General features: G+C 44.6%; 16 protein-coding genes and 3 pseudogenes. 7 read left to right on the forward strand and 12 right to left on the reverse strand.

The genetic code is table 11. The features are described 5' to 3' along the window. The 4 genes and pseudogenes from BLS59_RS31910 to BLS59_RS32785 form a co-directional block, all read left to right on the forward strand. Positions 1-231 (forward strand): hypothetical protein (locus tag BLS59_RS31910; RefSeq protein ID WP_162842824.1); only part of this gene is annotated, 231 nt, incomplete at its 5' end. 427 nt (positions 232-658) lie between these two features. Continuing rightward, positions 659-1,456, forward strand: a pseudogene (locus BLS59_RS30615) (transposase); the annotation flags it as partial. Between the two features lie 72 nt (positions 1,457-1,528). Further along, positions 1,529-1,678 (forward strand): hypothetical protein, encoded by a 150-nt coding sequence (locus BLS59_RS31915; protein ID WP_162842825.1) that lies wholly within the window; start codon positions 1,529-1,531, stop codon positions 1,676-1,678. Between the two features lie 12 nt (positions 1,679-1,690). Then, complete coding sequence (locus BLS59_RS32785; protein ID WP_091157768.1) at positions 1,691-1,819, forward strand: transposase; 129 nt, start codon at positions 1,691-1,693, stop codon at positions 1,817-1,819. Between the two features lie 425 nt (positions 1,820-2,244). On the opposite strand, the gene BLS59_RS30625 is transcribed toward BLS59_RS32785, so the two are convergent. Next, complete coding sequence (locus BLS59_RS30625) at positions 2,245-2,580, reverse strand: RNA recognition motif domain-containing protein (protein WP_091157770.1); 336 nt, start codon at positions 2,578-2,580, stop codon at positions 2,245-2,247. Between the two features lie 182 nt (positions 2,581-2,762). On the opposite strand from BLS59_RS30625, the gene BLS59_RS30630 reads away from it, so the two are divergent. Beyond that, the gene (locus BLS59_RS30630) at positions 2,763-2,948 is read left to right on the forward strand and encodes a hypothetical protein (protein WP_143014295.1); all 186 of its coding nucleotides are present in this window, start codon (positions 2,763-2,765) and stop codon (positions 2,946-2,948) included. Positions 2,949-3,247: 299 nt separating this feature from the next. Here BLS59_RS30630 and BLS59_RS30635 read toward each other — a convergent pair whose 3' ends face one another. The 3 genes from BLS59_RS30635 to BLS59_RS32170 all read right to left on the reverse strand — a co-directional run bounded on the left by BLS59_RS30635 (position 3,248) and on the right by BLS59_RS32170 (position 4,774). Continuing rightward, positions 3,248-3,565, reverse strand: coding sequence for a hypothetical protein (locus BLS59_RS30635; protein ID WP_091157778.1), 318 nt, complete (start codon positions 3,563-3,565; stop codon positions 3,248-3,250). Positions 3,566-4,397: 832 nt separating this feature from the next. After that, on the reverse strand, positions 4,398-4,619 hold the full coding sequence (locus BLS59_RS32165) for a hypothetical protein (protein WP_091157780.1): 222 nt from the start codon (positions 4,617-4,619) through the stop codon (positions 4,398-4,400). Beyond that, positions 4,616-4,774 carry a hypothetical protein gene (locus tag BLS59_RS32170; RefSeq protein ID WP_205411400.1) on the reverse strand — a complete coding sequence of 53 codons (159 nt, stop codon included), beginning with the start codon at positions 4,772-4,774 and terminating at the stop codon, positions 4,616-4,618. The genes BLS59_RS32165 and BLS59_RS32170 overlap by 4 nt, the downstream gene beginning before the upstream one ends. A gap of 894 nt (positions 4,775-5,668) precedes the next feature. Here BLS59_RS32170 and BLS59_RS30645 point away from each other — a divergent pair. Then, positions 5,669-6,316: a 4'-phosphopantetheinyl transferase family protein gene (locus tag BLS59_RS30645; protein WP_143014296.1), complete on the forward strand. Its 648-nt coding sequence runs from the start codon at positions 5,669-5,671 to the stop codon at positions 6,314-6,316. Positions 6,317-6,368: 52 nt separating this feature from the next. On the opposite strand, the gene BLS59_RS30650 is transcribed toward BLS59_RS30645, so the two are convergent. After that, on the reverse strand, positions 6,369-14,102 hold the full coding sequence (locus tag BLS59_RS30650) for a beta-ketoacyl synthase N-terminal-like domain-containing protein (RefSeq protein ID WP_091157787.1): 7,734 nt from the start codon (positions 14,100-14,102) through the stop codon (positions 6,369-6,371). Positions 14,103-14,111: 9 nt separating this feature from the next. Continuing rightward, positions 14,112-16,181, reverse strand: a complete 2,070-nt coding sequence (locus tag BLS59_RS30655; protein ID WP_091157790.1) for an SDR family NAD(P)-dependent oxidoreductase — start codon at positions 16,179-16,181, stop codon at positions 14,112-14,114. A 22-nt stretch (positions 16,182-16,203) separates the two neighbouring features. Here BLS59_RS30655 and BLS59_RS31920 point away from each other — a divergent pair, with 22 nt between their 5' ends. Beyond that, positions 16,204-16,341: a hypothetical protein gene (locus BLS59_RS31920; RefSeq protein ID WP_162842827.1), complete on the forward strand. Its 138-nt coding sequence runs from the start codon at positions 16,204-16,206 to the stop codon at positions 16,339-16,341. Positions 16,342-16,360: 19 nt separating this feature from the next. Here BLS59_RS31920 and BLS59_RS30660 read toward each other — a convergent pair whose 3' ends face one another. The 6 genes and pseudogenes from BLS59_RS30660 to BLS59_RS32410 all read right to left on the reverse strand — a co-directional run bounded on the left by BLS59_RS30660 (position 16,361) and on the right by BLS59_RS32410 (position 24,484). Further along, positions 16,361-20,332 carry a type I polyketide synthase gene (locus BLS59_RS30660; RefSeq protein WP_091157794.1) on the reverse strand — a complete coding sequence of 1,324 codons (3,972 nt, stop codon included), beginning with the start codon at positions 20,330-20,332 and terminating at the stop codon, positions 16,361-16,363. Next, on the reverse strand, positions 20,325-21,938 hold the full coding sequence (locus tag BLS59_RS30665; protein WP_091157797.1) for a PfaD family polyunsaturated fatty acid/polyketide biosynthesis protein: 1,614 nt from the start codon (positions 21,936-21,938) through the stop codon (positions 20,325-20,327). Before BLS59_RS30665 ends, BLS59_RS30660 begins: the two co-directional genes overlap by 8 nt. 910 nt (positions 21,939-22,848) lie before the next feature. Then, positions 22,849-23,117 (reverse strand): annotated as a pseudogene (locus tag BLS59_RS32395) (PD-(D/E)XK nuclease family transposase). A gap of 111 nt (positions 23,118-23,228) precedes the next feature. Further along, the gene (locus BLS59_RS32400; RefSeq protein ID WP_240315401.1) at positions 23,229-23,837 is read right to left on the reverse strand and encodes a site-specific integrase; all 609 of its coding nucleotides are present in this window, start codon (positions 23,835-23,837) and stop codon (positions 23,229-23,231) included. A 27-nt stretch (positions 23,838-23,864) separates the two neighbouring features. Next, a pseudogene (locus BLS59_RS32405) lies at positions 23,865-23,978 on the reverse strand (phage integrase SAM-like domain-containing protein); the annotation flags it as partial. Beyond that, positions 23,945-24,484 (reverse strand): Arm DNA-binding domain-containing protein, encoded by a 540-nt coding sequence (locus BLS59_RS32410; protein ID WP_240315402.1) that lies wholly within the window; start codon positions 24,482-24,484, stop codon positions 23,945-23,947. The gene BLS59_RS32410 and the pseudogene BLS59_RS32405, both read right to left, overlap by 34 nt. Positions 24,485-24,916: the final 432 nt, after the last annotated feature.

Below are 24,916 nucleotides of genomic sequence, written 5' to 3' on the forward strand. Positions count from 1 at the left end.
TGGCTGCAAGGAAAAGATTATGAGCGGAAGCTGTTGACCTGTCACCTGAAGACCATTCAACCACAGGGCAACCAGGATTACGATAACCGGTCAATTCCAGCTACAACATATTTTGAGCATTTTTATCTGGACAAACAAATAAGGGAAGCTATTATGAAGGGTGTGGATCAAAATGCAAATTACGCAGACAGCACAACGCACTATTTAGCAGATCAACATGATGACGAATAAATTTTATCCTTGAGCTATGGTAAAGTAATAACCATTTTTGACATAGATCAATGGTTTGGTTACACATATCTCAGCCAAGGAGGGACATTTTTTCCGCTGTTTAAAACAACACCTTTAGTTCCTGTGATTTTCCCTGAAATTCTATATTATTTTATATGCGTAAACTAGGAGCTTGTCGGACTTAAATAATGTTCGGATAAATTCAGCGCATACTTTATGAACGCGTAAATTAGGGTATGAAACGATTTCAGGGTGCAATGCGTGATCAGGGTACTTTATGCCGCATAATCTATCGGATTGGCTACCGGAGAACCACTTGTCCCGGTTTGTAGTGAAATCACCGAAAGCTGGACTTTACTACCGTCTATCGTCATTACCAGGGTAAGGGTACGGTAGCTTATGATCCCAGGCTTCTCTTCTCTCTTTATGCTATGGGTATGCCACAGGAGTGTTCAGCTCCAGGAAAATAGAGGCGGCCACCTATGACTCGGTAGCCTTTCGTTTTATTGCCGGGAACCATCATCCAGATCATGACACGATCGCAGTATTTCGAAAACGTTTCCTGGCGGAAATAAGCGGCTGGTTCAAAGAAGTGTTACTGATTGGAAAAGAGCTGGGTTTGGTTAAACTGGGGACGATCTATATCGATGGCACCAAGATCCAGGCGAATGCCTCACGCCATAAAGCGATGAGTTATGCTTATATGAATGAGCTGGAAGCCAGATTGGAGGCGGAGATCGCGCGTTTGCTGGCCCTTGCCGACCAGCAAGATGAAAAAGAGAAGGCCCGGGAGCTGGACATTCCACTGGAACTGGGATTGAGAAAGGATCGGCTGGAAAAAATCAGGCTTGCCAAAGAGGTGATCGATCAGCGTGCCCGTGAACGCCATGAACAGGGTAAAGCCATTTACAACCAGCAGCAGGAAAGCCGCAGGCAGCGGGAAGAACAGACCGATAAAAAGAGCCGTGGAAGAAAGCCGGAACCGCCACCGTCCGGCCCGGCTTTAAATAAAGATCAGTTTAACTTCAGTGATCCGGAATCCCGGATCATGCCCACATCCCGCGGCTTTGATCAATGCTACAATGCCCAGGCAGCCGTCAATGATGATATGCCCATTGTTGGAGGTTATAGTAATGCGCATGTCCTTGACCGGAAGGAGTTTATCCCTGTCCTGTCAGCCGTGATCAGTCAGGGGAATGGGCGCGATTACTTCAGCTGTGGCTGATGGCGGTTACTTTAGTGAAAGTAATGTACTGGAGGCAGAACTCCACTACGGTATACAGCCCATCATTGCCACTTGCCGGAAAAGCATAACAGCTATTTGAGTAACGGATTAAAAGAGCAATTGCCGCTAAAAGAAGCTGCATCCGCCGTGGAAAAGATGAACCACACGCTTCATTGCAGCGAAGGCCGTGAACTGTACAAAAAAAGAAAACAAAAGATATAGCCCGTCTTTGGTATTATTAAGGAGGTATTGGGATTCCGTCGTTTTTCTCTCCGAGGTGAAAGAGAGGCAAGTGGCGAATGGTCACTGATGTGTCTGGCTTATAACTTAAAAAGATTATTTACACTAAAAATGGCGCTTTAACGCATTCCGGCTTTAAATGGTATGCATATGGAAAAAGGTAATTGAAGACCTGCCTCATCCTCAAGAGGAAACTTACTAAAAATACATGGTTCCAAGGAATCGTGCTTGATAAATTAGAACCATTACATAATATATACAACTTAAGTCCGACAGGGACACGAATTAATCCCGTATATCTTTGAATATTAATACTTTAGCTTAATTTGATTTGCGATGCTCACCACATGCTCACCATTTCTTTGCAACTCCTTGACTGTAATTGACTTACCTAAAGATAAGCATAAATGCTGATTGATACAATATGCTATTGCAACAATTAAATGCTATATTTTCGCCCCCCCCAAGAGACCACTAATCCTCGCTGCTTAATCCGGTAAAATTAATGAGTTAAAGATCGGATAATATTGGAGGAATTTTTTTGGTTTTTATGAGCGCCTCGGGCGTTTAAGTTTCGTTGCTTGTTTCCCGTTGTCCCTGTGCGTATCGGAGGACTGGGTGCCAGACAGCCTAAATGGTACTTTTACTTCTGCGAAGCGAACACTGATCGTTCTGCCGCCAATAATTGTACCATTAAGCGTCTGGATTGCGCGATGCGCACCAGCTTCATGATCCATGGTCACAAAACCGTAGCCTTTAGGCAGTCCGGTATCCTTATCAGTCACCAGCGTTACAGTATTCACCGTTCCATGGATACTGAATAGCTCGATCAGCGCGATCTGCTGAAAGTCTTTAGAAAAGCCCACAATAAATAGTTTTGCCATATTGAACACTAATGTAATCATATCCGCTTTACTTACTGAGCGTTCGACCAAGATTTGGGCAAATCTGCCATCTGGGAATGCCTATGCTGAAAGTGCATAACAATATGATTAGTTTTTGATCTCATTAATTGCAAAGGCTGCGTTTTATTATCTTTGCCGCCGTGGACAGGAAGCAAAAGATCATGAAACTAATTATTGAGGCCCTGGAAGAAAGCCATATCACTCAATACGAATATCTGAGCGCGAATATGCTCCTGGACCCCAATTTAATATCATTGAACCTTATTGCACGTCAGAACGCGGTTCGTGGCGAACTGAATATACGCGGACTAATGGACGCCTCCGAAATTGTAGGCCCAATATCATAGCCGTTCAACGCTTAATGATCACGCTGAGATCCAGAAACAGATCGAATCCGACCTGGCCAATATATCAGATAAAATTAACAGGCTGCTTTAGCTTCCTCAACTGCCTGCCGGTTCAAGGCGGCATTAATTTGATGCTGTTGATGCTTGCGCGGTTTATAGTGATTGACTGTCAAAATCGTATAAAATGAATAAAGAACATGCTTTTTAAGCTGCCAGGTAGAGGTAATTCACTTGACATCTTAACAGTCTTCACCCGTGAAGAAAAAATGCCAGTTGGGTCTTTACAATTTTGTCCTTCTTTAATTCAGGCTGTACCAATTCTTAGCCCATATTTTATTCCTGGCACGCTTTGGGTTATTGAAATGATCGTTCAGGTCTTTGAAGTAACGGTTGATCGTCGCTTTGCATTCATCCGCACAGGAATAATCACTATTATGAATGATAGACCTGACCAGTCCGCTAAAAACAGATTCGATCACCTTTAGGAATTGCGCAGATGAGCGCAGCGGTGCCAGTTCGATCAAAGGTGTTTGCGCCGAGGCCCGGTAAGGCTCACCATTGACCGTTTCAACATATTCCTTCAGTTTTTTGAAGCGTGCCAGGAAACTGCATCCCATGAAAAATAGAGTTTCTCTTCATTCCGGTATTTCAGTACAGCATGTCCGCCAGGCTAATCATTTCCTCGGTGTCATTTTTTATGGAATAGAAATGGGTTACCTGATTGTGGGATAGCTCCAGGGCCGCCGTGCAGATCAGGAAACCTTTACTTTTCTAACATTTGCGGGAAGGTTTTTAATTCCCCACGTTTAACCAGCGACCGGTAAGCCGCATGGATCTTTTTGAGCTTTTGTGCAGTTAAATGACTTGTTACCATATCATTTCAGATTGATAACTATAGCTTAAACGCCTTATCACTACAATTATTTCCAAAGTTCTGCTTACAGTAACCTTGATGCCGTTTTTCCGCATTCGCCTCAAAATTCCGCCTTTTTTAAGTTTTATCAAAATAAGATCAATTTTTTAAAGGCCTAAAACCTTATTGACCTTAAAATATCCGGTTTTTAAGGTCATATTATTATATATTTGTTTTATGCCTTCCAGAGTTAATTTTCCCTGGAATGCTTTACCTGATTTACCAATCGACAAGACCTTGTACGAGCATGTAGAAGTATATAGTCAATTGGGAATGCGAAAGCGGCGCTGACAGGTTTCAGGGCATAAGCATAGCTATTCCCAACCCGGGATTACTGATCAATTCCATCAGCTTACAGGAAGCTAAGGCGTTCAGCGCGAAAAGAATATCTTTACGACCGATGATGAACTATACCAGGCTTACATTGAGGAGCAGATTCAGCAATTGACCGGCCCGTCTAAAGAAGTGCTTTATTACCGCGAAGCACTATAGGAAGGATATGCTTATTTAAATGAAGATCAGATCTTCGACGAAAATTATTTTGTCAAAATGTACCGGATCATCAGCCAGTTCAGTAATGAGCGGATGTCAGGTTCGCCGGTTACGAATGCATTGTCTTTAAAACGTTCATCTTTCGTCCCATCATTCACCTCCAACAAACCGTCGCTCATGATCGCATATTGACAAAAGGCTAAGCTTACGGTCAGTTTCGCTGATATCCAGGCCAAATTTGGATTTGAACCATTGGCGTTTCTCATCGAACAGAGATACAAGTGAAATAGGCATACCGCAGATTAGAAGCCAGTTCTGTAATCCGGTCGAATTCATCTTCGGCCAGTGAATTCAGGATCTGGTAATTATGCAGCGTTTTCAGGCGCGCCTCTTCGTTTTCCGGTATAGGGAGTTGTTGCATGTTGATCAAATTTATAATCGGTTAACAGGTTTACGGAAATCAGTTAGCTTATAATACCCGTTGTTTAATGAACCAGACCGCCACCTGTTCACCATTGAAAAATTGCTGGAGATACTTTCCTTATCCAAAATGCGCTGCAATTTATACTGGTGAGGAATCACTATCCAGGCGGCGAATGATGTAGTGCTGGTTATTGGGGAAAAGAGTGGGTTGACAGGCTTGTAATGCGTTGGTCAACCGACACGACTTTCTGGATTTGCTCAGCATCTGCACTGTGGGCGAAATAGACGAAATACATCAGTTTAAAAACTGGTATTCATAAATAGTTATAAATCAGTACTTTATCGTCAGGATATCGAACAAGACTTTAAAATTTCGCGAGGCGTCTGCTTCAAGCAAAATCCCCCCTTTACAACTATTTGCATAATGACCTAGACGATGTATTCGAAATAGCGGTCCATCATTTTTTCGAAAGTTGGCCGGTCCGTTGGGCGAGTGTCGGACCAGCATACCATATCTTACCTTTTATAGGAAATTCTTGCGGCCGGCCATTGTCGTCTCCTTGCGATAATCCATAAGTCCGGAAGCTAACTCGACAATACTCCAGACTTGTGATTCATCTCAGGATATAAAAAAACGGGATCGGAGGTTTTGCCTCCAGTAGCTTATACAACCAAAGATCGCCTTAATCAACCGCATAAAATCACACATATCATGATATCGGGGATTCAATTGGTGCAAGGAGGATTGCTACGCTTACATACGCAGCAATTCGTTTGAATTGCTGTTCAATCGGATGAGATATTGTCAGATTATGGTCTTACCTTAGGACAGCCACTTATATACACTTATGACACCAAAAGCACTATTGGCAACATCGATTTAACGCAACACATGTACGCTGATCCACTACCATTCCCTTCGCTAAAAATTGTCTCGCAATATTTTACTGCTTCTTTTGATTACAACGAACCGTTGTCATTTGCCGAATCGCTGATCATTTTGAACGCCACACCCAAACGTGTGGCAGATTTCAAAGCCGGGCGTTACTGTGCCCGACAGGCATTATTAGCTTTCACTGAGGAGCAAATCGAAATTCTACAGGGAAAGGGGCGCCAACCTTTGTGGCCCAAGGGCTTTACCGGTTCCATTAGCCACTCATCAAAGTTAGCAGGCGCAGTTGTTGCACGAGAGACAGATATTGCAGCGATGGGTCTTGATATCGAGTATATGAATGGGGTAAAGCAAGACATGTGGCAACTGCTTTTTAACGATGCAGAGCAGGCGTTGATCTACTGTAAGCCGGATGCTTCCTTATGGGCTTCCTTATTTTTTTCGTTTAAAGAAAGCTTTTATAAAATGCAATATCCCGTCACCTATCAGTTTTTGGAGTTCACAGACATCACCATTTCAACAACGGGCGACAATTTTTTGTTTACACCGGCGAATCCAGATCATGATCTTTCTGCCATTGATTTTGATAATATAAAAACGCAGTGGACAATGGTTGCTGACCAACTAATTACACTCTGCTATATATGAGACGGACAATTTAACAACCTGTTCGTTTTTCCAACCTCATTTTGAACGACGGTTACGGTATTGCATAGGCAGCGAGGATCTGCACATACTGTTGCATCAACTGCTCTATTTCCTCAAGCTTGTATAAACGCGAATCATAATTCCACACCAATGAAAACTCACCGGTAAACGGACTTTTTCCCACCAATAAATGTAACGGATGATGAAAACGGTCCAGCCCTCCGGTTTCCATGAACTGAACATCCGGACTGTCCGAAAGGATATTGGCGCCTTCAAAATTGATATAATTGAATACGGCAAGTGAGTCAGTATAATCTGTTATCAATGCTTTTTTTTCAACGGCAGCTAGCTGCTGCTGCACATGCTGCAGGTACTCCTGATCATTTTCTCTAGCGGACAAATGCACCGGCATTAGCGCCCAAAGTAACCCAAATGTACCCAACGGGTCTGTTAAAGCTAAGTCGCGTCCATTAGTAACCACATCTATAATAACGGTGCCGTTATCGTCCGAAAGCAGGTGTGCAAAGGCAGCCAGGAATAAAGCTTTAAGCGGCACCTTCCTTTCTTTTGCTACTTTTTTTATTGCTATTGCCAACTTAGCGCCCAACGTTGTCTGCACTGGCAAATAGGCCTGTCCATCACTATCGTGCTTAAATTGCGGACTGCTGCCTTTCTTTGTTATGTTTTTAGCAGGCAAAACATTTTTATCCAGATAATTTGCAAAGCTATAAGTGGCGGGTAATGGTAAATAAGCATGGTTCGTTTTTAACATAGTATACAGATCTAATATTTCTTTCATAAATACAGCCAGGCTCCACCCATCCCAAATTGCGTGGTGTATAGTGAGTACAAACTGCAACTCGTTGCGATTGCGATGTAGCAAATATACACGGTACAAGGCCGCAGACGTTTGGTTGACGTCAAAAGGTGCCTTGCGGTCTGCCAGTAATTGATTCTGTATCTGTAAAACTTGCTCCGTGACATCTCCTGGTAAATCTCTTATAAATAAATTAGGCTTGATGTCAGCGTTGATGCCCTGCATTACCAGACCGTCTTCTTTAAAAAAAACGGTTTTAAACAAGGGGTGTCTGCTTAGTACCAGGCTTACAGCCCGTTCAAACAGCGTTTTATCCAGCTGCTTTATTTGTAAATGATAAGAAAACTGGGTATGGTATATCCATGGCTCATTACCAGGTGCATTATATTGCCCGTAGATAATTCGTTGCATAGGTGACAGCAAAAACTTTCGGCTGACAGGAGTTGAAGCAGCGTATACTTTCATACCAATGCGTGGCGCACTGTATATCTTTAAACCATCAACCCATAATCTGCCGTAGCCAGTTAGGATTACATAATTCTCTTCCTTAATTACAGATTCTACATCAAAGTCGGCAGAAATCAGCTCGTTCTCCGGAGTTACCTGACCGCGGTAGTGCCACTCTGTAGTTTCTTTGATCAGCACCGGTTCAAATACAGGGTCGGTAATTCCGAGGTGCAAACCCTGGTCTAGCAAGTAGGCCTGCATCACCTGCAATATAGCCTCAATACCAAGCGAGCCGGGTTGCACCGGATCCTGGAAAAAGTGGGCCTTGAAAAACCACTCATTTTTATTTACATCTTTCTGTGCTCTGATATAGCCCTTTCCATATTGCCCTCCTATGGGGTCAAAGCGCACCAGACGATCTATCATTAATAACTTGGATGCCGGTAACCTTGCTGACGAGTTAAGGAAGAATTTTGCAGGGAAGGAGTGTAACGATGTTTCATAATTCGCAGCTGCATGATAGTTTTCCTGTTCCTGCGCGCTTTGTGGTAACCCTTTTTGCGTTTTCATTGATTCTGGATCGAAAAAGCCAAACACCGTTTTCATGGTGAAGACTGGCTCGCCAAAGCTGGTGCTGGTTACCTCAAATTTTACAATGATGATCTCGCCCATAATGGATACACCGCTAAGTTCGGTGTGGGTAAGAATCGTTTTATCTGCGGGAGTTATCTCTCGGTGCTGAATAGCCTCTCCGTCAAGGTTACGAAACAGCAAATCCTTTCCTTTGATATCATATTGGCAGGTGAACGTGCTTAACCAGCCGCAAGGCTGCAGCGCCACTTCCATCAGCACAGCATAAGGCATTGTAGCGCGGCCATTCTCGTTAAAATACCAAACTGATTGCGATATATCATACTCGGCTGTTACCGACGGCTTATCTTTGTATCCCCCAGGCAGTGCGTGCAAGCTGACTATCCTGGTCATGAAATGATATGGCGGGCGCGGCAAGCGTGGACTGCGTATCAAACCGGTGTAATGGTTAAAATCTTCTCCAAACGCGTCAGATGGATTACCCAACGCGCAATTAAGCAGCGATAGATGATCTAATTTAAAACCTTTATAGTCGGCTGATGGTAAATTGGCATCAGAAAGCCCAAGTTCAGCCAGTAAGGTGTTTATCGGCCAGTCGGGTATCAATTGCAAGCCCAGGTTTTCGCATAAGAAAGCTTTGGTACCATCAACGGTTGTAAGCACATGGGCATGCATCGTCGGGACGGGGTCTAATGTGATCCCGGCAATAAACAGTTCATACGTGACTTTTACCGATGCGGGCGTGACTTGCCCCCGGCAAACAAATTTATATTTTTCGTCGGTAACCGGTTCAAAGCGCCAACCGTCTTTGTCAACCGCTAAGCCTGCCCCTACCATATAAAAAGCCATCATCTGCAGGCACGCATCGGCCATAAGCGTACCCGGCATACATTCGTCATTTTTAAAGTGTCCTTTAAAAAACCAGTCGTCCGGCGATACCATGGTTTCAGACCGCAGGTAACCTAATTTAGAAGGGCCACCCTTCAAATCAAAATCGGTAACGGTTTTGATGAAATTGCGATAACCTTCCTGCGATCGTGGTGAACGGCTATGGGTTTGTGTGAAATCAAATTGCGTCCCAAAACAGCTCGCCATATCTCCTTCGGTATACGCAATTACCTCATCTATGGTGAAATTATTTTTCTTGGTAGCATTTGCTAGAATTGTGGTATCAAATGCGTCATAGGTGGCTTCTTCCGGGTTCCATATCACACCCTTAGATTCCGTCAGTTCTTGCTTGCTAAAGAAGCCTGCCTGTCCGCCGCTTACGGAGATACGAAGCTTGCCGTCAACATGACAATTATAATGAAAAAAAAATAAAGTTGTTTCGCCAGACTTAGCGTAACCATCTACATGGATTTCGTATTGTAAAGTCTCGCCAGGTTTAGGTAACCCGCCATGAAAAGTTAGCTCACAGCCCAAAAGCCTGTAAGCCCTTTCACCTTTGTTTTCAAAATCAATTCCCAGCCAGGATATCAATAGCAAATCCGCCTGTCCTGCTTCAATAAAAATTCCGGGAGGCATTCGGTTATTATGCAGGTACCAGCTGTCTGCCTTAACATCAGTTTCTGTCCAGATGGTGCCCAAACTTAAAGTGCCCGGTTCGCCCTGAATGCCGGTGACACGGTCACATAGTAATAATGGCGGCTCCGGCATACGCACTTGAATATCATATTTATCCTGCTGCTCGAATAACGGCCCAAAAATAGTTGATATCTTCCCTGAAGATAATACTTCCAATTGCTTGCGCGAAAATTTGGGTCCCGGCAAGCCCACTGGGACTAAGGCCACTTCCGTTGAAATTTCGCGCACTCTCGAACTCAGGTGCGCGTCGATGGTTGTTTCATCTGGTACAACTTCGTGTGTCGCCAGGTATTCCGGGAGCGTTTCCCGAGTTGTTAAAGCTGCCGCAATCAGCCTATCTTCTTTTACAGCTTCCTGAACACTACCTAAACTTGCCGCCATGCCATTCATCATATGAGAGAATTGCTCGTAACCAGCCGATGCGGTTTGGAGAAATAATTGATGCGCTTCCAACATCGCTTTATGCTGGCTTAGCAGCAGTTGAAGTACAGGGTCGCCGGTTGCTTGTGTTTGTAGGTGATCTGCTGATTCGGCAACCGGAACTTCCGCCTTTGTTGTCAAAACAGGCTTCACAAAAGGTTGTACGTTGCTTTCTTTAGGCAACGCTTGGCCGGTTAGCGCCAAAGTTGGTGCCGGTCTCATCTTTTTAATAGCGCTCATTGGTGGTTGTGGCATTACCGTGGCTGCTAAGGGAAGACGCTTAATAGCGGGCATACGAAGTGGAAATGAAAGTGTGATTGGGTTTTTTGCGTTATGAATTGGGCCCGGTTTAAAGCATGACAAATCTACAGCAACTCCATATGCCCACAGTTGGGCAGCAACTTTAGCTGCCTGTAATAATGAATTTTTGCCAGCACGATCAAAAGATACGCAAACATGATCCTTACCTTGAAGTATCGTTGAAATGGCCGCGCTTAGGCTATTACGCGGCCCATGTTCAATAAATATTCTTACGCCATTTGCCCAGGCTTTTTCAATGATACGCGGAAAATGAATAGGCTTAACAGCCTGACCGGTTAACGCATCAGCCACGTTTTCGGTAGTAGTTTCATAAATATCATTCAGGTAATTGGAATAAAAAGCTATGCCTTTGATGGGCTTTGAATTACGGGTATGGAGGCGGCGCCATTCTGCTTCGTAAGGATTAACGACCTCGCAATGGACAGCAATATCATGATGCAGCTGCATCACCCGGTGCTTTCCAATTTTGTCGATGATCCTGGCACAAGCTTCGGCATCCCCACCGAATACACAATCGGTATCGGTGTTAACTATCGTCAGGTAAGCGCGGGTTTCGGTAGCTAATAGTGCTTCAACTTCTGCTACGGTCGCTATTGCGCGCCAGCTTTCCCAGTTTACCGGCTCGTTTTCAGCAAGATTCCAATGTGTACGTACGGCAGCAAAATCAACCCCCAGCGCTTTGGTGTATAGATCACTGGCTTCAATTTCTGCTAACAGCGCATCCATATCGTCCCAAACCCCCATCGCAAACATCGAGTTTGTCTCACCCGACGACAGGCCGAGCGCAATATCTGGCTTTATACCTAATATTTTCATTGAAAACGCGGCATGTATCTGGCAAAGAAATGATGAGCCTGCTAACTGATAGAACGGAAGGTCAGCTTTCCCACTGTCATTTTCGTAGATCCAGTTAGCTGCAAATCCGGGATTAGAACATGATGGCGCCAGGCTTGCTGATAACGCAGGAAACTCCTGCAACAGGTGTTGTCCCATCCGTGGGTAAGCCGACGCAGCACCGGTAAAAGCAAAAGCTATTTTACCGTCCACAGCTTCACTACTGTAAAAAATCACATCATTCAGCCAGCCTTCGCGTAGGTCAGGTTTATCTAGTAAATGTACGGCAAGTTGACTATTCTGAGCAATTTCGTCTTCGCTGCATACGATGGTTAGTTTATGAGTTCCTTTGCCATTTATTTTACCGGCCAGTACAGCTTCACGTAATGAAGTTACTGCAGACCCGGCGTAGCAATATATTTTCACGAAGTTAATAGCGCGGCCTGATATGGATCCCACCGGTTGTGCAACAAGTCTGAAAGTTTCTGATCCCCCAAAATAGGAATGGACAACAATTTGGTATGCCAATCCATTTTTAGGTTCAGGTATCGGCAACAGCCCCGTTCCGGTAGGATCAATGCGCAATCTGTTTCGGGTAAACAATGCGGCGATAGCTACAGAAAGCAATCCTGATGCTGCATGCGTATAACCCAATTTTTTATTTACCCAATCAGGGTCAATGCTTAAATTTTCTTCTTCACCACCTTTATCGCTTATGATAGCGAAGATGGTATCACCAGCTGCAAGTGCCTGTTCATGATCCTTAAGCAACAAAGCCACCGCAAGGTCAGTAGTATCACCTTCAAATCCGGTTATTTTTTTTAATACATCACCATGAAGTTCTTCGTTCGACAGATCAACAGCGCCGGCAATGGCTGATTTTAGCTCGCCGTTGCGGATAGCATCAACAGCAATGCGGAGGGCCTTTAAACCAGAAAGTTCTTCGGCCGAGACAGTAAAGCCCGGACCTTCCAGGTTAAACTGGTTGCTTATTCTATTGGCCGGAATATTCGGCATAGTACCCAATACACTGGCCGGGGTCAATGGCGCGGCTATCGAGGCTTCCGTTTCTGCGAGTGCTTCCGCACTTACCCCTAAACTATGTTCTTTCAATAAAGATGCAAGACGCTTTCCTAATCCGTAGCGGTTAATTTCTGCATCAACACCCATACCAATAAATACGCCGCTTTGCTGTGCATCTATCGGCCCGCAAGTTGTTAATAAATCCTGTACGGTACTTAGCAATAAAAGTTGTTGGCCAAGGGTTTGTTTAAGATCGTTTGGCGGAAAATTTAGTGCCCTGGCCTCAAATTCTAATTCCGAAGCAGGGGGCGAAACAACATCATTTATTAAATAATTGAATACTTGGCTTGTTCCTGAAAATCTATCGGACCTTATTGCTATACCAATTATGGCTACGCCATTTTTTTTGTTCTGAACCGCAACAGCAACAGGTTGTCTATCCCATTCTGCTAAAATCAAATGAGCATTATTTCCACCAAAACCAAAATTGCTGATACCGGCGATTTTTTTATTACCAAGCCATGGCTTATCAGCTGATAAAACAGGGTAGCCTGATGCGGCTACAACAGGTGCAAGGGGCAGATGATTGAGCATCGCCGGAATTCTTTTATGTTTAAAGGCGGCTATCACTTTTAGGATACCAGCAACGCCCGATGCAGTGATGGAGTGCCCCAGATTAGCCTTTAATGACCCTAAAACAAGATCAGGATTATCCCCGTAAACCGCTTTGATACTCGCTAGTTCTATCGCATCGCCGCCGCTGGTACCGGTCGCGTGGCATTCCAGGTAAGAGACTTCTGCCGGCCTTATATCAGCCAGCGCCAGCGCTTGTTTTATGCTGCGGACTTGTCCGTCGGTTGATGGAGACAAAAACCCTCCGCTTCTGCCGTCATTGGAAAGACCAATGCCTTTTATTACCGCGCGTATTTTATTGCCGTCACGTATAGCATCGGCTAATCGTCTCACCACAATAAACGCTGCTCCTTCGGCTGGGATCAATCCGTCGGCAGCAGCATTAAATGGCCGGGATTGTCCGGATGGACTCAGGGCATTTAATGCTGTAAAACCGGTATGTAAAAATAGCTGATCGGCAGCACAAACACCGCCAACCAGCATCATATCAGCACGGTGATCGTGCAAACGGTCACAGGCCAGTTTTAAAGCATATAAGGACGAGGCACAGGCTGCATCCAGCGCAAAAGCTTCGCCTTGCAGGCCAATCGCTTTTGCGGTAAGCATAGCAGGCAGTCCGGAACAAAAACGATTAAGATCATTAACTGAGGTTTTGCCTTTTATGTCCGGGAAAAACTGCTTCAACTGAAACTCTTCAAACAACCGGCTAAATGACCGGGTTGGATAGGAAAGATTGCCCATAATGAGTCCGGCAGACTGAAGCAAGTCATTATTAGTGATACCTGCATCTGTCAGCGCTTGCTTAGCGGCATAGAAACTCCACTTAAACAAGGGGTCAAGCTCTTCTACCAGTCTAGTGTCTAAGTTATAATCACCGGCGTCAAAATGCTGCTCAAATCCTTTGATATAACCCCCTTTATCATGCCAGGCACGATTAGCCATATCGGAATTGTTCTGCCGATGAAGCACCTCTACCATAGGTACGCGCCAATCATTATCAGGCGCGTTACTGATATTAACGCGATTATGCAACACGGTTTCCCAAAGTTGGGCGGGATTAAAGCAGCCGGGTAGCACGCACCCTTCACCAATAATCGCTATTTCTTCAAATTTCATTTTTAAAGGTTATTTATACATGAACATTTTAAGGCCAAACAAGTCGGCAATTACCCGGTTATCCGTATCAATAAAACGTATGTTCCATTCCGCATTTTTTTCGCCGGATGAAATGAGGGAAAGCTCGCAGATTAGCACATTAGTGCTTTCATCTGCATACATTGTAAGCGATCTAAAGCCAAGCGGCAAGGACGAACTATTTCCCATTTGTTTTTCCATAGCTAGTATAGCTACCTGTATGCCACCATCAAAAAGCAGCATGGTAGATAGTGCATTGCCATATAGTTCTTTAGGTACCCTAAGTTTTGCGCGGCAAGCACTTGGCGCAAATCCTTCCAATTGATCAATCACTTTAAATGTCTCTCCGTGGAAGAGCCTTGACGGATAAATATCCTGCTGGTCCCAATTCCAATCTTCCAATGAAGGCGAAACCTGTATTAACGGGATTGGTAATTCGTTATCCAGGTTAATTTGGGCAGCATACAACGTGCGCTTTTCCTCCCCTTTTATGGTGATATTAATGACAGCACTTTCTCGTTGGCGGCTCGTTGTATAATCGAAAGTTAGGATATCACCCGTCCTACGATAATTGTCGAGCACAATGCCTTTGTAAACGGACATGCTCGTTACGGTTACATTTTTAAATTCAGGGCAGGTTTTTTTAGCAAGGCGCAGGCACCACTCGGTGACCATCATCAGAGGGGCAATTACATGGCCTTCAATCACATGATCAGCTAAAAAAGGATTATTGGATTGATGTATCCAAACCGCCGCCGTTTCTTCAGCCGCACCGCCTCTCGCGTTCCAGGCGGATAAAAGTCCACCCACAACAGTCTCCACGCTGGCTGTAGAGCCATCCTCCATTTCGTCAGCAAAAATGCGCGCACCCTCTGTCAGCGGAATAAGCGCCACACCCATTTCTTCAAAATGTTTTTTGAGCTGGGGCGATACCATCCCGCCATCCCAAGGTCCCCAATTTATTGATTTCACGACACATTGTTCACCGCGGCCGCGTTGCTCGTCATGACAAACTTTATTTAATATTTCGTTTGCCATAGCGTAAGCTACCTGGCCACGGTTACCCAGCCTGGCAGCCACTGACGAGAAGCAGCAAATGTGGGTAAGCGGATCATTCGTTGTAGCTGCAAGCAAGTTGGCAAACCCCGTGATCTTCGTGGCGAAGACTTTGTTAAACTGATCATCGGTTTTTTCGTGGATTAATTTATCTGCTAACACGCCGGCCGCATGTATTAAGCCTGATATTGGCCCATATTGATTTCGGATGATAGCTGTGGCCGAGACTACTTCTTCTAAATTTGCGACATCAACAGGAAGGTAAGTGATCTTAGATCCTTTATTTTCTAACTGCGAAATGGTATTTTTGATCTCTCGTTGTCCCAATATACCCGAAACTATACGATTCAACTCAACAGGTAGTATTTTTTTGTTATGGCGGGTATAGTCGTTCATGATAACTTTACGCAACTCCGCTTCGGATGATGCTGCGGCAAGATATGCGGGTTCTTCCGTAAATACCGAGCGTCCAAGTATGCCAAAGTTAAGTTTTACACGCGATGCCAATTCAACCAGGCACGCAGCGGCTATGCCTTTTGCGCCGCCGCTAACAATCAACGTATCACCGTCAATAAATGGTCTGGCATGGTTGGTTACCGCCTCAGCCGTGGTCATGAAGCTTAAGTAACGGCCATGCTTATCAACCACCAGTTCGGTAATATCGCCACCGGCGGTGATAACCTTAAATAAACGTTCTGAAATCTCTTCATTAGATAAACCAGGCGTAGCAATGTCTATTGACCGTACATCGGCCTGCGGCCACTCTATGGCGGCTGTTTTTGCTAGCGCACTTATGCCGGCACTCCATGCACGACCGGGAATATGTTCACTTAAGCCACTATCAAATGCCAGGATAAAAGTTCCGGCTTGCTCTGATAGGTTTTTTCCAATAGTCCGGGCAGTATGGAAGGCATGGGTATTAAGTCCAACCATTGCCGTATGGTCGGTTTCGTTTACATTGGCCAATGCTGCCAGGGAGATAGCTTGCAAGGCTGTTTCAGGCAAGTGATCAGTTAGCTCGGTTGCTATGCCTGCCGAGGAAAACCTGGCTGCAAGTGCTTCGGCAATACCGCGATCGTCCTTTATAATATATAGCGGATCGGCCTTCGTCCAGCCAATCCGCGTAAACCCCTCGTCGGCTACAGGGATAGTTGCAACGGTGTGACGGTATATTGTTGACTGCTTTAGTTCAGACTTTTTTTTTTAAGTTCCGCTGTCGTTACCCCCTCAGCATTCGCATAAGCTAAGATTTCGGCCAGCGTGTTCATTTTAGCCAGCCGGGCCGTATCTGCGTTTTTTAGTGCGGCAAATTTCTCACGTAAGGCAGCTAATATTTCTACCCGTTTAATTGAATCTATACCTAGTCCTGATTCTAAATCGGTATGGATATCTAATATCTCTTTGGGATAACCTGTTTTGTCTGCAACAATTTGAAGCATATGATCTTCAAAATCAGCCGGAATAGCCGACTCCTTTATTTGAACAACTGGTGCAACAACAGCTACCGGTAGCTGCGGCGCACCTTCGCGCGCATAAACTAAAATCTCTGCCAACGTATGCATGGCCGCTAACTTTGCTGTTTCGGCCTTTTTCAATGATGGGAATACTTCCTGGATGGCAGCAAGTATCTGCACCCGCTTAATTGAATCGATACCCAAGCCTGATTCCATATCTGTATCCAGATCCAGTATCTCTTTAGGATAACCGGTATGTTCGGCGACAATTGTAAGCAAGGTATCTTCGAAATCCATTTCTGTATTCGCCGGCGCAATTACATTCACATGCGCTGCTTGTGTTGCTTCGGCTACCTGAGACGTCGGTGCTGTTGCTTGGAAAGGCTGGGATGTGACAACTTGTTCAGGGGGCTGCTGGTAGGCAGGCATAGGAGCACTCCTCGGCGTTGTTACTGGCTGCGGTGGTTGTGGAGAAGAGGTTGTTACTTGCTGTATTGATGGTTGATTGCCGGCCAACCTGCCCAATTGCTCAAAAGCTATTTGAGAGGTTTGAAGAAATAATTGATGGTTTTGCGCCAGCGTATCCTGAAAAGATTGTTGAGCTGTCAACATGTTTTTTTGTATTTCCTGGAATGCGTGAATCCACTGATTATCTGCTTCAGTCATCTTTCTATTATGTTGTATTTGGTTGCAGGGTATTGAATTTTTTTGCTCAGGAATGAGTGTATTTCCAGTTTGACCAACCGGCGCTGCCACCGGCATGGGTTTAGTAGGGGACTGGTTTTCCATTTTTATGACCGGCACTATTGATTGGGTTACTGGCCGCTCGGGATTAGGGGCAGGCAGGCTGCTGTAACCGGCTTTTGGCGGATAAGGCTTGTTTAAATTAGAGCCATTTATCCGCACGGTGGCAACAGATGCTTTTCGGATTTCCGGATGCTTAATTTGGATATCCACGCCACGCCAAAGGCTATCAAAATTACAGGCTACGCCTGCTGCTGATAATTGAGCAAGCGCGTTCCAAAATGCATCTTTTGAATTTTCACGCGCGCCGCCATCCATAGCGATCGCTGTATGAGGCTTATCGGAAAGAATTTGTTTCACGAAAGATGAAAGCACTTTCCCAGGGCCTATCTCTAAAAATAGTTGTGCACCGCTGTCATACATATTGGTCACTTGTTGCGTAAATTCCACGGGGTGGGCGAGCTGGCGAGCAAGTGTTTTAATTATTTCTTTAGCTGCAACAGGGTATAGATCGGCTGTTGTATTTGAATAGACGGGAATAGCCGGTTGTTTAAATTTGTACTGTTGCAGAGCTGCTTCGAATTTACCGGTTGCGGGTGCCACTAATCTGGAATGAAACGCTGTCGAAACGCCTAATCGCTGAAATTTATGTCCGGCATCGGCAAGCTTAATTTCAAAAAATGCTACTTCCTGGGCTGTTCCGCCTATAACCGTTTGTGACGGGCTGTTTAAATTGGCAATAACTACCGGACTGGCAGTTTCAATAATTAATGCACGGATAGCGTCAGCACCACAAAATATGGCTGTCATGGCCCCATCTTCCGTAGAAGAATCCGCCATCAGTTCGCCGCGAAGTCGAGATATAAGGATCATATCCTGGGCATTTTCAATCACGCCGGCTGCATAGAGTGCAACAATTTCGCCATAGCTATGCCCACCTGCGCAATCGGCTTTTACGCCCAATCCATTAAGAAGTGCAAGGTGCGATAGCGCAAGTGTCCCGATAGCGGGTTGTGCCCAGCGGGTATCAATAATAGCTTTTTTTTGCCCCATCAGGTCCACTTCATTAAATACCGGGATAGGGTAGACTACCTGATTTAGCTTTTTTTCGGGCTCAAGGCTGATGGCAGATGCAAGATTCCATGGCTGCATGGCTGCATCATATTGCATAAGCAAGTCGGTGCCCATATTTAAATATTGGCTCCCTTGACCGGCTGCCAGGAAAGCAACCTTGGTTACCGGCACTTTCTGTGAATAATACATGATACCTGCGACATCAAATTTTTCCTGGTCCTGGCCCAGCATTTCTATCGCCTGTGAAATGTATTTGGTTAATACGTCGCTATCAGTAGCTAGTAACGACAGCCTGCATATTGCTGTATGCTTGAACGCCTGTTGAGTTTTGAGCGCCGTCTCCACAAAGTTAACTTTATTGATTTCCAGGTTGAGCATTTTCAATCTGGAAATCAACTCAGGGACCGAAGGGGCGCTTAAAGTGAAAAGCTCCTTTCCAGCGCGATATACTTTTTTCGTGCGGTTGGTTACAGGCAAATATTCTTCCATTGCTACATGGAAATTGGTGCCGCCAAATCCCATTGAACTCACCGCTGCTTTGCGTGAAGTTCCGGGTTCATGTATCCAGGGCCGTGCTACAGTATTTAAATAAAACGGACTTGAGGCCATCTCCATCGCCGGATTTGGTCTGTCGACTTTTATAGTCGGCGGAAATATGGCATTTGATAATGCCATCGCTGTTTTTAGCACACTTACCGCTCCTGCAGCAGATTTGGTATGCCCTATTTGCGACTTTACCGAACCTAATGCGCAATATTGTTTAGTAGCTGTTTCCCCATAAGCTAATTTTAAACCCGCAAATTCGGCTGCGTCGCCAGCCATGGTGCCGGTACCATGCCCTTCAATCAATTCTATTTCATTTACAGCAAAGCCTGCTTGCATATAGGCGCGCCCGATACCAATACTTTGCCCGTTTGAATCCGGCGCATAAATACTCTTTGATTTTCCGTCCGATGAACTGCCAATAGAAGTGATGATCGCATAGATCTTATCACCATCACGTTCGGCATCTTCCAGGCGTTTTAACGCCAGCATAGCCACGCCTTCGCCTAGCACGGTACCATCGGCTGAAGCTGAAAAGGGACGACAATCTTCTGTAGGTGAAAGTGCCGTTGTTTTGCTGAAACACATGTACATAAAAATATCGTTCAGTGCATCAGCTCCGCCTGATATGACCATGTCGGTAGTTTCTAACTGCAACTCCTGCACTGCCATTTTAATAGCACCAAGGCTGCTTGCACAAGCGGCGTCTATAACGCAGTTTGTACCATTAAGATTAAACCGGTTAGCTACCCTTCCGGAAACCACGTTCCCTAATAATCCCGGGAAAGTATTTTCATTCCAATTAGTGTATGAAGCGGCTATACCATCGCATATCTCCTGTACTTGGCTTTCAGGCAAGCCTTGCTCCCGCATAACCTTTGTCCACTCGGGGCGGCGTATACGGGCCGACATTTGCCCGATAAGTTCTGTTCCCCCAGCGACCCCAAGGATCACTCCCACATTTTTAGGATCGGTCTTGCCATTTTGAAAGCTGAGCGTATCGGCTAACACATCGCGGGCTACGATCAGCGATAGTAATTGTACGGTATCAGTTGTACTCAACATATTGGGCGGCATACCAAATTCAACCGGATCAAACGGAACATCATCCAGGAAAGCGCCCCTTTTACAATTTACTTTATCGCCCGATTTATCATCAGGGTCATAATAATCTTCTTTGAGCCAGTGGGTAACAGGCACATCACGAATAAAATCACGTTCAGCCAGTACATTTAACCAAAATTCTTTGGAAGTAAGTGCACCAGGGAACAAGGCACCGGTACCTACAATAGCTATTTTATGATGCCCGCTTTTATTGCGGGTAGCGGATTTTTCAGTCATAGGTCAGTTCTAAAATTTCAGGTTTATAATCAAACCCGGCCGCAGGGACGTCTACTCCAAAAGTTCTGAGTTGTTGTGTACGTGTTGTTATCGCCGCGCCCTCTAAAAGATTAAGCGCAACTGCTGCTATGGTCCTGTTCTCTATAGACTCAAGAAACGTGCCTTTTACCCATTGATTAAAAGCACCAAGCGCCGGGCCGCACCATATCTGATAATCTAATTCTCGCCCTTCAGTACCCGCTATAGGCCATTGGCTTGATTTGCCAATATACCAGCGGAATATGAGTGCCATTTTATGCTTGCTGTCTGTTTCTGCCCGAACTACCTGCGAAGGTTCGGTCCGGGTAAAAAAAGCTTTGGTGTCTGTCCATATATTGGCTAATGGTGCGCGGAAAAGTTCCTTTTCTAAACGTTGCACATCAGCCGCGGGTAAGGCATCTAAAGAAGGGTAACTGGTGTATAGTTTATATAAGTAATTCCCGCGTTGTGGCATCATAGTACCTTTGCGTAGTACTTGTACCTTTACTCCTTGTTCAAACATATCTGCGCAAGCGGTAGATGCACAATCAGCAATACCTGCGCTTTCCAACATTTTTTTTGCTTTAACAGATAATCCGGATTCCAGGCAGGATTGGTGAACAGATCCGATGCAAACGTAGGCCGCTCCCATGGCATAAGCAGCGGCAACCGCATTAGGTGTACCCAATCCTCCGGCAGCGCCCAACCGTGGCAAAGTAATAAAACCATATTGTTTGGACAATCTGTTCCTGAGTTCCATAATAGCAGAAAATAATGGTCCTAAAGGTCGATTATCGGTATGTCCGCCCGAATCAGATTCGACGGTGATATCTTCGGCAAGCGGGAGATTTTGCGCAAGTTGAGCCTCTAGCGCAGTAAGCCTCCCTTCACGTACCAATTGATCAAGTATGTTGTGCGGCACAGGCGACAGAAAGTGGAAGGCCACCTCCGGGCGAGAAATTTTAGCGAATACAAAATGTCTGCGGATAATCCTGCCGTCGTCACTTAGGCGCAAACCTTTAAAAGCAAAATAAACAAGGGCTGGCGATAACGACATAAAGGCCGCGGCTTCTATCCGGCGCACCTCGTTTTTAATATATAAATCAATTATACTGAACTCTAAAGAAGGTTCGTTAGGAGTGTGAATAAGATTCATACCCCAAGATCTATCGGGCGCAACACCCGATTTTATTGTGTTTATTTCTTTTTGCAACCCTGCTAGCGATATGCCTGCCGAGCCAAAAAAGCCAAGGCAGCCTATGCGCGCTAACGCAATTACCAATTCAGCTGAAGCAATGCCCCGCGCCATAGCACCACCGACATAAGCAAAACGTAAATTATGGGTCTCTTGAAATGAGCGGTCGCCAAGCCATTCCGGATAAAGCCCAGGAAGGATCCCCAGTACAGGCAAGGCCTGGGGAGAGGATTTGTCAACAGTAAAATAACCATTCTGGCCCAAACCTACGGTACTGGTTTTTTCGTCAGCGACGATAACTGTCTGCAAACGGATATCAGCTAAGAATGCCCTTATACGATCTACTCCAAAAATAGCATCTGAAGTGCTTTTTCGCCAATAACCAATGCCCATAAATTCCAGTAACTTCGAGCTGCAAAATACCAAAATTTTGTAACGCTACAAAGGTTTTTTTATGCTATAAACTACCACAGCAAATTCAACGGCTTAATTATTAGTTGTGATAGTGTTTCGATAATTGAAAACAGAAACAATGGGATAGATCTTTTAACACGCTGAACTCGCCAGCCTCGGGAGCATGATATAGGGAGGCAGGATCGCCGGAACTGAAAGCCATATTTTTGATTCGTTGAGTTAATCATAATGTTTTATCTCAATTAAGTTATGACTATGCAGAGGAAGTGCCTTTCCCTTCGCATCAGATCTTGGCAGATTCATAAAAAAAGCCACTGCAAAGCAGTAGCTTTTAAAATATATTTATAAAATTAGGGAAATTAAAGTTTTTCAATTTCAGATAAAGATATGCCTGTAATATTTGGCAATCAGTTTAACCGCTATGCCGTTCTTCTTCATTTTTTGGCAGTCTGCTTGATACCTTCCACCTTGCCTTCCTGCTTGGCATAATCTAACACATATTTATTGTCCCACTTACTTTTAAGCTGCTGTCATACATGGCTTTTTCCTCTTTTGTTAAACTGCTGTAAGCAGCAATATTAAACAATTTTCAAATATCGGCTTGCGCAGGTACAACGGTATCTTATCCAGGCTGCTCATATTTTTTAACAAGGAAATCCAATTGTTTAACTCGCTGGCTCCGTTTAACAAATTTACGCAGTTCGATATAGGTATAACCTAAATTTCATAAAATATTTTTCCTGTATCCCTGTTACACAGGCAAATATCATGCAAGTATTCATTTGCCGGGCTGTCCTCTAGGTGAAATCTTCCAGCAAGGCGATCAGGTAAACTTCGCTGAAATTGTAAGCCCATTGGCTACGGTTGCCTTTAGCGGCTTGTTCGCTGATTAACCGGCTGGTATAAAATAGGCCCGCTGTTTAAAATTTTCCTGCCTGCCACGTTGCACTTCAATAATAAAGTGTTCGCCTACATTGCCTGTACACAACAGGTCGAAGATCGCTCCGCCCTCATATATCGTGTCTCCAGGATGCTCGTTTTATTGTAGACCAGGTCCACAATGTGCTTTCGCCCCCTGAACACCTCATTTAAAAACGCAATTAATAAATCCTTATTAGGATCTGTGCCAAAGATGCGTTTGAAGCCGAAATCGGTCATTAAATCTATGTATTTTGTTTTTTTGATCACGGTTCCTAATTTTTAAAGCGTGTGGGTAAATCTTTTTAGTAATCTACCAGGGCCGCGTATACAGCCCCGGTAGATAATCTGTCAAAATGCTGTTAGCTTCTTTTGCAATTGCTGCATATCGGAACTGATCTTGTGATTCATGACCTTGGCATAAATCTGTGTCGTTTTAATGCTGGTATGTCCCATCATCTTAGCTACGGTTTCAAAAGATACGCCATTATTCAGAGTAACCGTTGTAGCAAAGGTATGTCGGGCAATATGGGTCAGTACTTTGTTAATCCTGCACAGGTCTGCTATTTCTTTGAGATAAGCATTCATCTTTTGGTTGGTCATCACCGGTAAAAGCGTGTCTTTGACCATGCATTCCGGATGATTTTCATACAGCTTGATAATGGACAATGCATGAAGCAAGACGGGTATGCGTGACAACGCATCTGTTTTCTGACGATGGGTATGTATCCAAAGACCGCCATCAATACCTGTTATAATTTCGGAGCGTTTAAGCTGGTGTACGTCTACATAGGCCAGGCCGGTATAACAGCTGAACAGGAATACATCTCTTACCTGGTCTAAGCGCTCGACACCAAACTTCTTTCTGCTCATTCGTTCCAATTCTCCTTTGGTGAGCACTTCCCGGTGTACCGCCTTTTGTTTGGGTTTATAATTGGGATAGGGGTCAACGGTCAGCAAGCCATTGCCAAGGCAGATACGAACAATCTTACCTAAGTTTTTGATGTACTTAATAGCAGAGTTATTTGCGCATTTGCGAACGCTCCGTAAGTAATACTCGAAATCATTCAGAAAAGCGAAGTTGATCTTATTGACCCGGATGTCTGATAGTTTATACTACCATTGCATAAGTCTTTGGTATGCATCAAGCAGGTTTCATAGCGCTGCAAGGTGCTTTTTTCAAATTCCTGCCCGACAAAACTTGCCATCTTTGCATTGTGATCTTCAAATATGGCAACTAGGGTTCGCGCCTTTTCGGCTTTGCCTATAAACCGGTTTTTAACCGTTTCAGCAGTGATGATCTCTTCTCCGGCTGTCATTACCTGGTGTAGTGCTTGCGCCTGGGCTTGTAACTTGTCCAGATAAGCATTTAAAACCCTCAAATCCTCTTTGGTACCGATGGCGCGGCCTGCCTTTACATTCCATCGCGCAAGCTCACAGGCTTTGCCGGTGAAGGTTTCCGCGCGCTGGCCGTCGACGGTAAACCGCAAATAAATAACTATCGGGCCGGATGTGTAGGAGGAACGCTTCTTTAAATAAAAAGTAAATTCATGTTCGTTCTCATGACAAATGATTAAAAAGTGAAACGAAATTGTTAATTCCGTCACTTTCAGTCAAGATGTTCAATGAATTAACTACCTGTAAAACAATAGCTTACAGTGTTTTTGGTGAGCATTTTTATCGTCCAAATATACTCACCGAATTGCTCACCATTTTTTTTATAAAAGATGAATAATTTGGTGTTTTTGGAAAACTAAAAAACCAGTTAATATTTAATTTACAGGCTTTTAGTTGTTTTTCACATTAAGTTTCGCGGAATGGACGGCTCCTAGTAAATCTATTATCTAAATATATTGCGGCATTATCGCCCAGTTGTATTTGATGGTTAAACTCGTCAATTCAACTTAACGAAACTTAATATAAATGTAGTTCCATTGCCAGGACTACTTTTAGCGGCTACTCCCACTCCGTTTTGTGCTGCGAAATCTTTCACCAGTTGCATGCCTAACCCTACGCCTTTTTCTTTTGCTGTGCCATAA

The sequence above is a fragment of the Mucilaginibacter pineti genome (genome assembly GCF_900101875.1).
GTDB classification, from domain to species: Bacteria; Bacteroidota; Bacteroidia; order Sphingobacteriales; family Sphingobacteriaceae; genus Mucilaginibacter; species Mucilaginibacter pineti.

Coding starts and splice junctions, on each gene's coding strand:
- BLS59_RS31920 (WP_162842827.1), top strand. CDS start 16,204: ATGCCTGCCGAGGAAAACCTGGCTGCAAGTGCTTCGGCAATACCGCGA.
- BLS59_RS30635 (WP_091157778.1), bottom strand. CDS start 3,565: ATGGGATGCAGTTTCCTGGCACGCTTCAAAAAACTGAAGGAATATGTT.
- BLS59_RS30645 (WP_143014296.1), top strand. CDS start 5,669: ATGTACGCTGATCCACTACCATTCCCTTCGCTAAAAATTGTCTCGCAA.
- BLS59_RS30630 (WP_143014295.1), top strand. CDS start 2,763: ATGAAACTAATTATTGAGGCCCTGGAAGAAAGCCATATCACTCAATAC.
- BLS59_RS30665 (WP_091157797.1), bottom strand. CDS start 21,938: ATGGGCATTGGTTATTGGCGAAAAAGCACTTCAGATGCTATTTTTGGA.
- BLS59_RS30625 (WP_091157770.1), bottom strand. CDS start 2,580: ATGGCAAAACTATTTATTGTGGGCTTTTCTAAAGACTTTCAGCAGATC.
- BLS59_RS30660 (WP_091157794.1), bottom strand. CDS start 20,332: ATGACTGAAAAATCCGCTACCCGCAATAAAAGCGGGCATCATAAAATA.
- BLS59_RS32170 (WP_205411400.1), bottom strand. CDS start 4,774: ATGCAACAACTCCCTATACCGGAAAACGAAGAGGCGCGCCTGAAAACG.
- BLS59_RS30650 (WP_091157787.1), bottom strand. CDS start 14,102: ATGAAATTTGAAGAAATAGCGATTATTGGTGAAGGGTGCGTGCTACCC.
- BLS59_RS32165 (WP_091157780.1), bottom strand. CDS start 4,619: ATGAGAAACGCCAATGGTTCAAATCCAAATTTGGCCTGGATATCAGCG.